The sequence below is a fragment of the Kitasatospora sp. NPDC086791 genome (genome assembly GCF_040685975.1).
Classification (GTDB): Bacteria; Actinomycetota; Actinomycetes; order Streptomycetales; family Streptomycetaceae; genus Kitasatospora.
Genome location: NZ_JBFBOC010000001.1, coordinates 521,231 through 535,049, shown reverse-complemented (window position 1 = coordinate 535,049; position 13,819 = coordinate 521,231). Strand labels below are relative to the sequence as shown.

Genomic DNA, 13,819 nt, shown 5'->3' with positions numbered 1-13,819 from the left:
AGCGGGCGGGCCCCGGCCGAGCGGAGGAGCTCGGGAGGGGCGCACGGGCCCGTGGCCGAGCGGATGCGCTCGGGCCGGGCGAAGGGGCTCAGGCGGCCGGGGCGAACACCGGCGGACCGCGCCGGACGACCGGCCGGACGACGACGTCCTCGGCCGGGACCAGCGCGCGGCTGGCCGGGGGGAACGGCACCCGCGCCACCGGACGGCCCGGCACGGGCGCGACGAGCAGCCGCAGCAGTCGGTCAGCGGCCGGGAGGTGCCGGTGCAGGAACTCGCCCAGCATCCGGGCGCTCCGGGCGAGGCCCGCCAGCGCGGCGTCCGCGCGGCGCAGCCAGTACGCGCCGGCCAGCGCGATCACCGTGTGCAGCAGGACGAGCAGCAGCACGCCGGTCCGCTCGGAGACGCCGTGGCCGAGCAGCAGACCGCCCAGCGAACCGCCGCCGCACAGCAGCGGCTGCAGGCCGTGCCCGGCGCCGGGCGGCAGGGAGGGACAGGCGGTCTGGGCGAGGTCGAACAGTGCGCTGACGCCCAGCTCCAGCGGCAGGAACACCGCGGCGATCGCCGGGTAGCCGCGCTCGCGGCCGGCCAGGGCGAAGGCCACCGCGAAGACGGCGACCGAGGCCAGGACCATCGGGCCGACCGGCAGCGCGCGACCGGTGACCAGCACCTGGCCGAGCCCGGCGAGCAGCACGACCAGCGCGGCGAAGACCGCCGCGCGGAGCGTCCTGGTGACCGGGCCGATGTCCATGGCATCCGAGTCTGCCACAGGTCGACGGCGGAACGGGCGGGCCGGCGGGATCCTGTGAAGAGCCTCACCACCCGCGCTGAGCTGGGCTTATGCGCTTCTTACGGCTCCTGCGGCCGGTCGTCGGCGGCGCTCACCCGCGCTTCGACCAGCTCCCGGAAGTGCCGCAGGTCCGCGCGGACCGTCCGCTCGATCGCCCCGGCCTGGGCGAAGCCGCGCGGCCCGCCGAACGTCCGGTGCACGTCCTCCGGGTCGTACTCCACCCGGATCTGCACCCGGGTGTGCCGGGAGTCGAGCGGCAGCAGGGCGAACGCGCCGCTGAGCCGGAGGGGGTCCAGCGTCCGCCAGGCCATCACCCGGCCCCGGCCGCGGTCGGTGATCTCGGTGTCGACCGCGTGCTCGGCGCCGCCGACCGCCACCCCGAGGTGCGCGAGGTTGCGCCCGTGCGGATGGGCGCTGCGGACGCCGTCGACGAACTGCGGGTACTCGTGCACCCGGTGCAACTGGTCCCAGGCGGCGAGGACCGGGACGGCGATGTCGATCTGTTCCTCAAGGGTGCTCATGGTCGCGGGGCACCTCCCTCCGTTCCAGCCTGCGCCCCGGGGTGGGGGTGGGCAAAGGGGCGGCGGCCGGGAGCGGTGGCGGTGGCACCGGGCAGGGCGCGCGTCGGGCGGCGCGCCGGGGGAGACTGGGCGCATGCCGGAACTGCCCGAGGTCGAGGCGTTGAGCGCCTTCCTGTCCGAGCGGCTGACCGGGCGGGTGATCGCCCGGGTGCAGCCGGTGGCGATCAGCGCGCTGAAGACGTACGACCCGCCGGTGACGGCACTGGAGGGGCGGACGGTCGGCGCGGTGGGCCGGCGCGGCAAGTTCCTGGACATCGAGGCCGACGGGCTGCACCTGGTGGTGCACCTGGCCCGGGCGGGCTGGCTGCGCTGGAAGGACAGCCTGCCCGCCGAGCCGCCCCGGCCCGGCCCGAAGAACCCGCTGGCACTGCGGCTGCGCCTGGCGGGTGAGGCCGGGGACGGCTTCGACCTCACCGAGGCCGGGACGAAGAAGGGGCTCGCGGTCTACGTGGTGCACGACCCGGCCGAGGTGCCGGGCGTGGCCGGGCTCGGCCCGGACCCGCTGGACCCGGACTTCACCCTGGAGGCCTTCGCCGCGCTGCTGCGGGACGACCGGCGCCGGATCAAGGGCGTGCTGCGGGACCAGAGCGTGCTGGCGGGCGTGGGCAACGCCTACTCGGACGAGGTGCTGCACGCGGCCCGGATGTCGCCGTACAAACCGGCCGCCGGCCTGACCGGGGAGGAGACGGCGCGGCTGTACGCGGCGCTCGGCGGGACGCTGCGCGAGGCGGTGGAGCGGTCGCACGGGCTGGCGGCGGGGCAGCTGAAGGCCGAGAAGAAGCTCGGGCTGCGGGTGCACGGCCGGACCGGCCTGCCCTGTCCGGTGTGCGGGGACACCGTGCGGGAGGTGTCCTTCGCGGACTCCTCGCTGCAGTACTGCCCGACCTGCCAGACCGGGGGCAAGCCGCTGGCGGACCGGCGGATGTCGCGGCTGCTGAAGTGAGGCCCGGGGGCGCGAGGCCTGTCGGTGCGGGGCGCGCGGGCTCGGTGCGGGGCGCGCGGGCCGGGCGGGACGGTGCGCGACCGTCCCGCCCGGCGGCGGCTCGGCGCTTGACGGCTCAGCGCTTGACGGCGACGCCGCCCCAGTAGTACGCGGCCTTCGGGTCGGCCGGGGGCTCGCCGTCCGGGTGCCAGGCCAGGACCGGGGCGACCCCGGGCTCGATCAGCTCCCAGCCGTCGAAGAAGCGGACCACGTCGTCGTAGGAGCGCGGCACCAGGGTCATCCCGCCGGCCCGGGCGGACTCGGCGACCTTGGCGACGGCCTCCGGGTCGAAGTCCTGGGTGGGGGTGGTGAGGGCGATGCAGCTGCCGGCGGGCAGGGCGTCGCGCAGCGCGGCGACCCGGCCCCACGGGTCGTCCTCGTCGGCGATCAGCATCAGCACGGCGATCAGCAGCAGGCCGACCGGCTGGGTCAGGTCGAGGGTGGAGGTGAGCGCCGGGTCGGCGAACAGCTCCTCGGGCTTGCGCAGGTCGGCGTGGATGTAGGTGGTGCGGCTGGCCGGGCTGGAGACCATCAGCGCGCGGGCGTGGGCGAGCACGATCGGGTCGTTGTCCACGTAGACCACCCGGGTGCCGGGGCTGACCGCCTCGGCGATCTCGTGGGTGTTGGGCGAGGTGGGGATGCCGGTGCCGAGGTCGAGGAACTGGCGGATGCCGTGCTCCTGGGCCAGGTAGCGGACGGCCCGGCCCTGGAAGGCGCGGTTGGCCTTGGCCATCTCCTTGACGCTCGGCACGGCCTGCTCGATGGCCTGTCCCATGGCGCGGTCCGGCGGGAAGTTGGTCTTGCCGCCCAGCCAGTAGTCGTACACCCGTGCGGAGTGCGGAGTGGTGGTGTCGACGCCGAAACGTTCCCACTGGCTCAGCTCGGCGGGGTCGTCCTGCGGGCCCTGCTGGGGGAAGTCCTGACTTGTCGTCATGGCCACGTCCTCTGATGGCAGATCATCATACTGGGGAGGCACAGCGTAGCGGTCCGGATGGGAGGCCGGGCGGCCGGTCGGGGAAGAGCGGCCGACGAACCCGGGATGCGGGGTGTGCGCACCGCCGTGTGCGGGCCTGCTTCCGGGAGTGTTCCGCGGTGGCCGCGCCCGCTCTTGGGCCGTCTGAGTGGTGATCAGGGCCGTAGGAGGTGCCTCCGGGGAACGGCGGTGTCGGCCGGGGGAAGCATTCAGCATGCTGTCAGATCATCAGATTACTTCGCGAAGATTGCTGCTGGCCGCGGCCGGGATGTCCCTGCTGGGGGCGGCCGCCGGTTGCCGGAGCCCCTGGAGCGGCGGCGAGGGCGGTGCCGGGAACGGCGCCGAGGCGGGGATCGCCGAAAGCGCCCTCCCGGTGGCACCGGCCGGGCCGGAGGGCGCACCGGGCGCCGTGCCGGCCACGTCCTCGGCGGCCGCTTCCGGGTCGGCCGCCGCTTCGGGGGTGCCCTCGCCGGCGCCGTCGGCGGCCTCGGCTTCCGCTTCCGCCGCGCCGGGCACGATGCCCGTGCGCAAGGTGCTCACCGACTCGGAGAGCAAGCCGGTGTACGAGCTGGACGCGGCGCGGCGGGTGGTGGCGCTCACCATCGACGACGGGCCGGACCCCCGGTACACGCCGACGGTGCTGGCACTGCTCCAGCAGTACGGGATCCGGGCGACGTTCTTCCTGATCGGCGAGAGCGCGGTCGAGCACCCCGCGCTGGTGCGGGAGATCGCGGACCACGGCCACCACATCGCCAACCACACCTGGACCCACCCGGATCTGCGGCACCTGTCCGACACCAAGGTGCGGGACGAGCTGCAGCGCACCTCCGACCTGCTGTACAAGATCACCGGCCGGCAGCCCACCTGGTTCCGCGCGCCGGGCGGGGACTGGTCCCCGGTGTCGCTCAGGGTGGCCGCCGACCTGGGGATGCGGAACATGGGCTGGTCGGTGGACCCGAGGGACTGGGCCCGCCCGGGCACCTCGGCGATCATCGACACCATCCTCAAGGACGTCCGCCCCGGCTCGATCGTGCTCAACCACGACGGCGGCGGGGACCGCTCGCAGACGGTGGCGGCGCTGAAGGCGTACCTGCCGGTGCTGGTCGACTCGGGGTACTTCTTCACGGCTCCGCCGAACTGACTGCAGGCCCGCAGGGGCTTTGGTGGCGGCTTTACCGCTTAAACCACTCGAAAGGGTGGATTGGGAGAACCGTTTCTGCGGATTTTGGGCCTCTAGGGTGATCTCGCACCAATTCACCAGGTACCGATGTGTACCGCCTGAAAGGCCCTCATCCATGCGTCTCCGCAATGCCGTTCTCGCCGCCGTCAGCGCCGCCGCCCTCGTCATCGCCGTTCCCACCTCCGCCGGCGCTGCCACCGGCGACTTCCTCTACAAGGTCGGCCCCGGCGTCCCGGCCGGGCTCGCCGACCCGCAGAGCGGCACGTGCATCAACCTGTTCGGCGCCACCGAGCAGGACCCGGCCTTCGCGCCGGAGAACTTCACCACCTCCACGGCCACGGTCTTCCTCGACTTCAACTGCGACGGGGACGTCTACTACGTGATGAACCCCGGCAAGCGGCTCGGCGGCCGCCTGAAGCTGCGCTCCGTCATCTTCTCCTGAACGGACCGTCGGTGCGGGCGGGGCGGTCCGGCGGCCGGTGGGCCTCGGACGGCCCCGCCGCACTCCGGTGGGGCCGTCCGGGCGACCGGCGCAGCGTGACTGGTGAGGGGGTGCCGCCCCGGCCGCGCAGGAGGACGTCACGACCGTAGGGGACCGGACGCGGCGAAGCGGAACCTTCGCCGGGCGGATGGTGCAGGTGCTCAACGACGCCTGCCTGGGGTTCATGACCAGCCTCGGCCACCAGACCGGGCTCTTCGACCTGATGGCCGGGCTCGACCCCTCGACCAGCGGGCGGATCGCGGACGCCGCCGGGCTGACCGGGCCGTACGACCTGGTCACCACCTTCGACGTGATCCACGACCCGGCCGGGCCGCCCCGGACGCTGGCCGCCATCGCGGGCGCGCCGCGGCCCGACGGGGTCTTCCGAATGGCGACATCGCCGCCAGCGGCAAGCTGGAGGAGAACGTCGAACACCCGCTGGCGCCCGCGCTCTACACCTTCTCGACCTGCTACTGCAAGACGTTCCGCTCGGCGAGGGCGGCGAAGGACTCGGGACGGTCTGGGGCGAGCGGACCGCGCGGCGGATGCTCGCCGAGGGGGACATCCCGAACCTCTACTCGTGGCGCGACCGGCCGGGGCGGCGGCCTGACCGGTGAGCCGGCAGCCTGGCGCGGCCGGGAGCGGTCCGGGGTGGCCCGGGCGCGCCGGGGGACGTACGTTCGAAGGGGTCGGCCCGTTCGCGGCGCGCCGGCGCGTGCGCGCCCGGGGGCCGGTCCGTACAGCCCTGGCGGAGTGAAGGAGGGCCCGGGATGACCGGCAACGGCTACGCACACCCCGAGGCGCTGGTCGACACCGAGTGGCTGGCCCACCACCTGGACGACGGGACGATCCGGGTCGTCGAGGTGGACGAGGACACCACCGCGTACGACCGGGACCACCTCCCCGGCGCGGTCGGCTGGAACTGGACCACCGACCTGCACAGCCGGGTCGGCCGCGACTACGTCGACCGCGACGGCGTCCAGCACCTGCTCCGGGCGGCCGGGGTCGAGGACGACATCACCGTGGTGCTGTACGGCGGCAACAACAACTGGTTCGCCGCGTACGCCTACTGGCTGCTGCGGCTGCGCGGCTTCGGGCCGGTGCGGTTGCTGGACGGCGGGCGCAAGAAGTGGGAGCTGGAGGGCCGCGAACTCACCTCCGAGGTGATGGACTACCAGCACAGCGGCTACCGGCTGACCGGGCCCGAGCGGCCGGAGCTGCGGGCGTTGCGGGACGAGGTGCTGACCAAGGCCGAGGTGTTCGCCAAGCCCGGGGCGGACGCGGTGCTGGTGGACGTCCGCTCGCCGGCCGAGTTCCGTGGCGAGCTGATCGCGCCGCCGCACCTGCCGCAGGAGCAGGCACAGGTGCCCGGGCACATCCCGGGCGCGGTCAACATCCCCTGGTCGCAGGCGGCCAACGACGACGGCTCGTTCCGGTCGGCGGAGGAGCTGCGGGCGCTGTACGGGGGCAAGGGCGTGGAGGCGGAGCGCGAGGTGATCGCGTACTGCCGGATCGGCGAGCGGTCGGCGCACACCTGGTTCGCGCTCACCGAGTTGCTCGGGTACCCGCACGTGAAGAACTACGACGGCTCGTGGACGGAGTACGGCTCGCTGGTGCGGGCGCCGGTGACGCTCGGGGCCTGAGCGTCGGACGGGGGCGGGGTGGCGGGTGGGGCTGACCTGAGGGACGGGGCCCGCGTGCGGGGTGGGGCGTCGTGGCGGCGTGGCGGGATTGCTGCGACGGGGTCATTTCGGCGCGTTTCTTTTCATGAACATCTCACAATTGGGGAGTGGAGCGGGGACCACCGGGACAAGGATCGATCCGACCCATCGTTCCGGTGATCCCTGGAGGACCACGTGCGCAAGAGGCTGATCGTCTCTGCTGCCAGCGCCCTGAGCCTGTTCCTGGCCGTCCCCGCCTCGGCATCCGACTTCCAACCCGGCGCGGCCGGGGCGGGCGACGCCTACTACCCGACCTACGGCAACGGCGGATACCGCGTCTCGCACTACGACATCCGGCTGAAGTACCAGCCCGCCACCGACGAACTCGAAGGCACCACCACCATCCTGGCCACCGCCACCCAGGACCTCTCCCGGTTCAACCTCGACTTCGCGCTGAACGTCTCGGAGGTCCGGGTCAACGGGCGGCCCGCGACCTTCGCCACCAGCGGCGAGCAGGAGCTGGAGATCACCCCCGCCCGGCCGCTCGCCAAGGGCAGCCAGGCCACCGTGGTGGTCCGCTACAAGGGCGTGCCGTCCGCCGTGAAGCGGTACGGCTTCACCGCCTGGCTGCGCACGCCGGACGGCGCGGTGGCGGCCGGCGAGCCCGAGTCGGCGTGGTGGTGGTTCCCGAGCAACGACCACCCGAGCGACAAGGCCACCTTCGACGTCTCGGTGCTGGTGCCGGACGGCAACCAGGTGATCAGCAACGGCGTTCTGACCGGCACTTCCTCCCAGGCCGGGTGGACCCGCTACAGCTGGCGCGAGAACAAGCCCCAGGCGACGTACCTGGCCACGCTCGCGGTCGGCAAGTTCGACGTCACGGCGGACACCACGCCGAGCGGGCTGCCGGTCTACAACGCCTACAGCAAGGACCTCGGCGACAACGCGGACGCGGCCAGGGCGAGCGTGGAGCGCACCGGTGAGCTGGTCGACTGGCTGAGCGGCTACTTCGGCGCCTACCCGTTCAGTTCCGTCGGCGGCTACGTCCCCAACGTCCCGACCGGCTTCGCGCTGGAGGCCCAGACCCGGGTCTTCTACAGCCCCCGGCAGTTCGCGCGCGGCGCCAACACCTCGGTGGTCGTCCACGAACTGGCCCACCAGTGGTACGGCGACAGCGTCTCGCTCTCGCGCTGGAGCGACATCTGGCTGAACGAGGGCTTCGCCCGGTACGCGCAGTTCCTCTGGTCCGAGCACGAGAACGAGGGCACCGCGCAGGAACTGGCGGACTACGTCTACGCCTCGCACCCCGCCGACGACGCGTTCTGGACCGTCAAGCCGGGCGACCCGGGCCCCGACAACCAGTTCGCCACCGCCGTGTACGACCGGGGCGCGGTGGCCATCCAGGCGCTGCGCAACGCCGTCGGGGACGAGACGTTCTTCCGGATCCTCAAGGGCTGGCCCACCGAGCGCCGTTACGGCAACGCCACCATCCCGGAGTTCCAGGCGTACGCGGAGAAGGTCTCCGGCAAGAAGCTCGGCGACCTCTTCCAGACCTGGCTGTTCACCGCCGCGAAGCCGGTCACCGGGCCGGTGGCGCCGGGGGTCGCGGCGGTCGCGCCGGCGCCGGGCGCGGACCGGGGCGACGCGCAGCCGCCGGTGGAACCGAAGTCCTGGAAGAAGATCCAGGAGACCAACTCCCTGCACGAAGCCGGACACTGACACCGGGGCACGGACCGACGTGACGTGACGTGACGTGACGTGAGGTGACGTGACGTGAGGTGACGGGCGTGGCCCGGCCGGCCGCTCGACGGAGCGGGCGGCCGGGCCACGTCGCTTCGGGGCCGCCGCGCCGGCCCTGCGCGAGGTCGGCGGTGGTGAGCGGGGTGGTGCCCGGTGCGGTGCCGGTGCCGTCATGGTGCCCCCTGGTGGTGCTGCGATCGTTCGGGTCCGACCGTAGCGGGTGGCACTGACAACTGGTCAGGACACGGGTGCGCCGGGCGGCAGTCCACGGCGGGTGAGGTCAGCGGGTGTCCGCCGCGGCGAGGGCCCGGGCCTCCTGTTCGGGGGTGAAGCCGTGGTCGAGCGGGGGTTCGCCGCGCTCGCGGTCCCAGGCGAGCACGGCGGCGACGGTGGCGGCGAGCGGGGTCGCGGGCAGCCCGGCGGCGCGGGCCCGGGCGGGGTCACGCTGCTGGCCGGGCCAGAGCGGCTCGGCCCGGACCAGCGGGAAGAACGACTTCGGGGCGGTCTCCGGCGGCACCGGGACGACCTCCGCCCGGGTGCCCGCGACCTCGGCGCAGGTGGCGATCAGCCCGCCCAGGGTGATCGGTTCGGCCGGGCCGACGGCGTGGAAGGCGCCCGGCCGGTCGTCCTGGAGCAGCCGGAGCACCAGCCGGGCGAGGTCGCGCACGTCGACCAGCTGGACCGGCTGCTCCGGGCGGCCGGGCAGGGCGATCCGCCCGCCGCGGGCCGCCCGGCGCGCCCAGTAGGTGAGCCCGCGGTGCTCGTCGTGCGGCCCGGCGACCTTTCCGGGCCGCACGAGGGTCGCCCGGGAGCCGTAGCGGGCGCTGACGCGGTCCTCGCAGGCGACCTTGAGCCGGCCGTAGGTCTCCTCGGTGAGGTGCTCGGCGTCGCGCAGCGGGGCGCGGCGCGGGGCGGACTCGTCCGAGCCGGGGGCGAGGCCGTCCCGCCGGTACACCGCGTGGCTGGAGACGAAGAGGTAGCGGCCGACCCGGTCGCCGAGGACGGCCACGGCCTGGTCGACCTGGAGCGGGCGGTAGCCGCTGACGTCCACCACGGCGTCCCAGCGGCCCTCGCGCAAGGCGGTGAGGTCGCCGGTGTCGCGGTCGCCGACCAGGCGGGTGGCGTCGGGGAAGAGACCGGGGTTGGTCCGGCCGCGGTTGAACAGGGTGACCTCGGCGCCGCCGCGCAGGGCGTCGTCGACGATCGCGCGGCCGACGAAGGAGGTACCGCCGAGGACGAGGATCCGCATGGGCCCAGGGTAGGGCCCGGGGCCGGCCGCTTCGCGTGGGCGGCGGGGTGGTGCCGGTCAGCCGGTCAGCCGGTCAGCCGGTCAGCCGGTGGGCCGGGAGCGGTCGGCGAGCCTCGGGTAGTCGGTGAGGCCGGTCGCGGTCCGGCCGTAGAGGTGGGTCGGGTCGAAGGTGGCGAGCGGGGCGTGGGCGGCGAACCGTTCCGGCAGGTCGGGGTTGGCGATGAAGGCGCGGCCGTAGGAGACCAGGTCGGCCAGTCCGTCGGCCAGCACCGCCTCGCCGCGCTCGCGGTCGGTGGCGGCGCGGTTCTCGCCGACGTTGCCGATCAGGGGGCCGGACCAGCGGGGGCGCAGGTCGGCCAGGGCCGGGTAGTCGGCGTTGTCGGTCAGGTGGAGGTAGGCCAGGCCGAGGCCGTCGAGTTCGGCGAGCAGGGCCCGGTAGACCGGCGCCGGGTCGGCCTCGTGCATGCCGAACTGCGGGTTGCCGGGGGACAGCCGCAGGCCGAGGCGGTCGGGGCCGATCGCCCCGGCGACGGCGGTGACCAGCTCGATCGGGAAGCGCAGGCGGTCGGCGAGGGTGCGGGGGCCGTACTCGTCGGTGCGCAGGTTGGTGTTGTCGGCCAGGAACTGGTGGATCAGGTAGGAGTTGGCGCCGTGCAGCTCGACGGCGTCGAAGCCGGCGGCGAGCGCGTTGCGGGCGGCGTGGACGTGGTCGGCGACCGCCTGGCGGATCTCCTCGCGGGTCATCGCGCGCGGGGTGACGGCCTCGGCCTTGCCGCCGTCCCTGACGTGCACCGGGCCGGGCGCGGGGACGGCGGAGGGGCCGGCCGGCAGGTCGCCGAGCAGCCGGTTGAGCGGGTGGCCCTGGCGGCCGCCGTGCATCAGCTGGGCGACGATCCGGCCGCCGGCGGCGTGCACGGCCGCGGTGACCGCGCGCCAGCCGGCCACGTGCGCGGGCGTCTCCAGGCCGGGCAGCCACCAGCCGGACTGGCCGCGGCTGCTGGGCCAGATGCCCTCGGTGACGATCAGTCCGGCGCTCGCGCGCTGGGCGTAGTACTCGGCGACGACGGGCAGCGGCGTACCGTCCTCGGCGGCCCGGTAGCGCGTCATCGGGGCCATCACGACGCGGTTGGGGAGGTCGAGCGAACCGAGGCGGTACGGGCTGAGCAGGGATTCCGTGGTGGTGGTCATGCCGGTACGGTAGAAGTTGACACCGGTGTCAGGTTCAAGCCTCGGTGGTCGCGGCCGGTGCGGCGCTCGCCGTCACCGTTGCGCCCGCCGCCGCCGTCGCGCGTGCCTCGGTGAGGATCAACTCCTCCATGCCGTACAGGAAGCGCTCCATCGCGGGGCGCGGGAGCACCGAGGGGTCCGCCGTCATGGCGAGGCTCAGCGCCTCGGGGGACTGCAGCGCGTCCAGTGCGTAGGTCAGGCCCGGGCGCGGCTCGAACTCCACCGGCCAGCTGAGGGTGGTCCGGTCGTCGCCGGGGTCGGCGGTGGCGGGGACCAGCTCGCGGGTGTCGTTGAAGACGCAGGAGCGGTCGGCGAGTTCGGTGCCCTCGGCGGTGAGCCGCTCGATCTCGGCGGCCAGCGCGAGCTTGTCGTAGTAGGCGTGCCGGTAGGTGCCGATCGCGGCGGCGTGGGTGCGGCGCACCACCTCGCCGAACTCGGCGGTGGCGTCCGGGAGGTGGAACAGGCCGTCGCCGGCGATCACGCTCACCGCGTCGGCCAGTTCGGGTAGGAAGCGGTTGTTGACCACGACGTTGAGCACCGCCTCGGTCGTCCCGGCCAGTTCGGCGGTCATCGCGGCGGCGGCGGCGAGCAGGACGGAGGAGGTGCTCACCCGGTGGGCGGCGGCCACCCGCTCGACTGCCCGGGGCAGGGCGGGGGAGCGGAGGACCGCGTTCGGGAACAGCGCGGGGCCGTCGGCCGGGCCTTCGGCGGCCGGTGGGAAGAGCCGGGGCGGCCCCAGCCGCAGCTTGCGCACGACCTGCTTGCGGGCGCCGGTGTCCCGTCGGACGCCCCGCTCCGAGGTCTGGAACTCGGCTTCCTCCAGCGGCTGTCGGGCGGGCTCGCGGAGCTCGGCCAACTCGTCGGCGGAGCGGCCGAGGCTGAGCGCGGTCAGGTCCGCGACCAGCCGGTTCATTCCGGCGCCGTCGACCGCCGTGTGGGAGAGCACCAGGCTGATGTACCGGACCAGCCCGTCCACCGTCACCACGCCGATCCGGATCGGCCACTGCTCGGCGGTGTCGAAGGGGCGGGTCGCCAGCTCCTCGTGCAGCCGGGCGCCGAGCTCGGCCGGGTCGTCGCCCTCGGCGGCGGAGCGTGCCTCGACCGCCAGCGTGCCGTCCGGGTCGACGACCTGGCGCAGCCCGCCGTCCTCGCCGGGGAGCAGTCGGGTGTGCAACGAGTCGTGCAGGCGCAGCAGTTGCTCCAGCGCGCCGAGGACGACGGGCAGCGGCAGCCCCGGGTCCACCGGAGTGGCGGTGGTGATGTTGTAGCGCGGCGCGTCGGCCGGGGCCAGCCGGCGGACGGCGTCCCAGATGGCCAGTTGGCCCCAGGTGGCCGGGCCGGACCCGGCCCGGCCGGACGAGAGGGCGATCTCCAGCAGTTGACGAGTGCTCACCGTGAGTCTCTCCGTTGTGCGGTGGTCAGGACGTCGTGCCGGTGCGTTGGGAGCGCGGGTGCTGCTGGGGAGAGTGTGGCGCACCGCCCGCCGTCCGTCGAGGCCCCGGCCGGGGGCGGGAGCGGGGGTTCCGAAGGTGTCTTGATATGAAGTATCTTGATGTCGAGATTGATGGCGATCGTGCAACGGGGGCCTGTGATGCAGGGGAACGGACTGATGGCGCAGCTGCGGAAGCCGCCGGGCGGGCGGGACGCGCGGATCATGCTGCTGGCCCAGGGCGTCGACCGCACCGGGACCGGGGTGTGGGCGGCGGCCTCGGTGCTGTACTTCACCTACGTGTGCGGGATGGACGCCCGGCAGCTCGGCCTGCTGCTGGGGGTGGGCGCGGTGGCGGGGATCGCCGGCTCGCCGCTGGCCGGGCGGGCGGCCGAGCGGGTGCCGGTGCGGTGGCTGCTGATCGGGTGCCACCTGCTGCGGCTGGGGACGATGGGCCTGCTGCTGGTGGTCCACGACTTCGCCGCGCTGCTCGCCGCGGTCGCCCTGACCTGCGTGGCCGAGCGGGCCGCCAAGACCCTGGAGATGCTGTTCGCCACCCGGGTCGCGGGCGAGCGGCGCGCCACCTACCAGGCGCTGTTTCGCAGCGTGGCCAACGCCGGGTACGCGCTCGGCGCGGGCGTCTCGGCGATCGGCCTCGCGGTCGGCACCACGGCCGCCTACCGCGCGCTGATCCTGGCCAACGGGCTCTCCTTCGTGCTGGCCGCCGTCCTGGTCTGGCGCACCCGGGAGCCGGCCGGCCGGAGCCTGGTCGCGGCGGCCGCGGGGGAGGAGCCGGCCGGCGGCGCGTCCGCCGCGCCGAGCCCCTGGCGGGACCGCGGTTACCTGCTGTTCGTCCTGCTGGACATGCCGATGAACCTGGACGACTCGATCCTCAACGTCGGCCTGCCGCTCTGGCTGGTCCACCACACCGGCGCGCCGCACGCCGTCGTCCCGGTCTTCCTGGTGCTCAACACCGTGCTCGTGGTGCTGCTGCAGCTGCGGGTCTCGGCGCTGGCGGAGGGGCCGCGCGGAGCGGCGGCGGCCGTGGGCTGGTACGGGGCGGCGCTGTTCGGCAGTTGCCTGCTGATCGTGCTCGCCACCGGCGGCGGGCCGTGGACGGCCTCGATCGCGCTGCTGGCCGCGGCGATGCTGGTCACCCTGGCGGAGCTGATGCGGTCGGTGAGCTCCTGGGAGCTGGCGGTCGTCCTGGCGCCGCCGGGGGCCCGGGCGTCGTACCTGGGGGTGGCCGGGATGTCCCAGTCGGTGCAGAAGTCGGTGGGGCCGCTGCTGCTGACCGGGGTGGTGATGGCGGCCGGCCCGGTGGGCTGGCTGGGCCTCGGCGCGGCGACCGTCGGGCTCGGCGCGCTGCAGCGCCGGGCCAGCCTGCGCCGGCTGGCGGCCCTGGCCGGGCCCGGGGCTCCGGTCGCGCCGGCGGCTGCCGGGGCTGCCCGTGCCGGTGGGGTTGCCGGGGCTGGTGAGGCCGAGCCGGGGAAGCGGGCGGGTGTGGGGGTCGGCTGAGACGGTCGGCG

14 protein-coding genes are annotated in these 13,819 nt (G+C 74.4%); 7 read left to right on the top strand and 7 right to left on the bottom strand.

The genetic code is table 11. The features are described 5' to 3' along the window. Positions 1-88 precede the first annotated feature (88 nt). Together AB0Q99_RS02090 and AB0Q99_RS02085 are read right to left on the bottom strand one after the other, a co-directional pair. Positions 89-748: a hypothetical protein gene (locus tag AB0Q99_RS02090; RefSeq protein ID WP_363567502.1), complete on the bottom strand. Its 660-nt coding sequence runs from the start codon at positions 746-748 to the stop codon at positions 89-91. A gap of 98 nt (positions 749-846) precedes the next feature. After that, complete coding sequence (locus AB0Q99_RS02085) at positions 847-1,308, bottom strand: SRPBCC family protein (protein WP_363567500.1); 462 nt, start codon at positions 1,306-1,308, stop codon at positions 847-849. A gap of 133 nt (positions 1,309-1,441) precedes the next feature. Here AB0Q99_RS02085 and AB0Q99_RS02080 point away from each other — a divergent pair, with 133 nt between their 5' ends. Next, entirely contained in the window at positions 1,442-2,311 is an 870-nt protein-coding gene (locus AB0Q99_RS02080; protein WP_363567498.1) for a DNA-formamidopyrimidine glycosylase family protein, read from the top strand. 115 nt (positions 2,312-2,426) lie between these two features. Here the strand turns inward: AB0Q99_RS02080 and AB0Q99_RS02075 are convergent, their stop codons facing one another. Together AB0Q99_RS02075 and AB0Q99_RS02070 are read right to left on the bottom strand one after the other, a co-directional pair. Beyond that, the gene (locus AB0Q99_RS02075; protein ID WP_363567496.1) at positions 2,427-3,284 is read right to left on the bottom strand and encodes an SAM-dependent methyltransferase; all 858 of its coding nucleotides are present in this window, start codon (positions 3,282-3,284) and stop codon (positions 2,427-2,429) included. Positions 3,285-3,551: 267 nt separating this feature from the next. After that, positions 3,552-3,863: a hypothetical protein gene (locus AB0Q99_RS02070; RefSeq protein WP_363567494.1), complete on the bottom strand. Its 312-nt coding sequence runs from the start codon at positions 3,861-3,863 to the stop codon at positions 3,552-3,554. Here AB0Q99_RS02070 and AB0Q99_RS02065 point away from each other — a divergent pair. The 5 genes from AB0Q99_RS02065 (at position 3,847) to AB0Q99_RS02045 (ending at position 8,364) form a co-directional block, all read left to right on the top strand. Continuing rightward, positions 3,847-4,464 carry a polysaccharide deacetylase family protein gene (locus AB0Q99_RS02065; RefSeq protein WP_363567492.1) on the top strand — a complete coding sequence of 206 codons (618 nt, stop codon included), beginning with the start codon at positions 3,847-3,849 and terminating at the stop codon, positions 4,462-4,464. The genes AB0Q99_RS02070 and AB0Q99_RS02065 overlap by 17 nt on opposite strands. Before the next feature lie 154 nt (positions 4,465-4,618). After that, positions 4,619-4,945, top strand: coding sequence for a hypothetical protein (locus AB0Q99_RS02060; RefSeq protein ID WP_363567490.1), 327 nt, complete (start codon positions 4,619-4,621; stop codon positions 4,943-4,945). A gap of 187 nt (positions 4,946-5,132) precedes the next feature. Beyond that, positions 5,133-5,594 (top strand): hypothetical protein, encoded by a 462-nt coding sequence (locus AB0Q99_RS02055; RefSeq protein WP_363567489.1) that lies wholly within the window; start codon positions 5,133-5,135, stop codon positions 5,592-5,594. A 160-nt stretch (positions 5,595-5,754) separates the two neighbouring features. Continuing rightward, positions 5,755-6,627 (top strand): sulfurtransferase, encoded by an 873-nt coding sequence (locus AB0Q99_RS02050; RefSeq protein WP_363567487.1) that lies wholly within the window; start codon positions 5,755-5,757, stop codon positions 6,625-6,627. A gap of 213 nt (positions 6,628-6,840) precedes the next feature. Beyond that, positions 6,841-8,364 (top strand): M1 family metallopeptidase, encoded by a 1,524-nt coding sequence (locus tag AB0Q99_RS02045; protein WP_363567485.1) that lies wholly within the window; start codon positions 6,841-6,843, stop codon positions 8,362-8,364. Between the two features lie 301 nt (positions 8,365-8,665). On the opposite strand, the gene AB0Q99_RS02040 is transcribed toward AB0Q99_RS02045, so the two are convergent. The 3 genes from AB0Q99_RS02040 to AB0Q99_RS02030 form a co-directional block, all read right to left on the bottom strand. Further along, on the bottom strand, positions 8,666-9,634 hold the full coding sequence (locus AB0Q99_RS02040; RefSeq protein WP_363567483.1) for an NAD-dependent epimerase/dehydratase family protein: 969 nt from the start codon (positions 9,632-9,634) through the stop codon (positions 8,666-8,668). 81 nt (positions 9,635-9,715) lie between these two features. Next, the gene (locus tag AB0Q99_RS02035; protein WP_363567482.1) at positions 9,716-10,822 is read right to left on the bottom strand and encodes an alkene reductase; all 1,107 of its coding nucleotides are present in this window, start codon (positions 10,820-10,822) and stop codon (positions 9,716-9,718) included. Between the two features lie 34 nt (positions 10,823-10,856). Then, positions 10,857-12,254: a condensation domain-containing protein gene (locus tag AB0Q99_RS02030; protein WP_363567480.1), complete on the bottom strand. Its 1,398-nt coding sequence runs from the start codon at positions 12,252-12,254 to the stop codon at positions 10,857-10,859. A 216-nt stretch (positions 12,255-12,470) separates the two neighbouring features. Here AB0Q99_RS02030 and AB0Q99_RS02025 point away from each other — a divergent pair, with 216 nt between their 5' ends. Next, a complete protein-coding gene (locus AB0Q99_RS02025; RefSeq protein ID WP_363567478.1) occupies positions 12,471-13,808 on the top strand; it encodes an MFS transporter in 1,338 nt (445 codons plus the stop codon). Positions 13,809-13,819 lie beyond the last annotated feature (11 nt).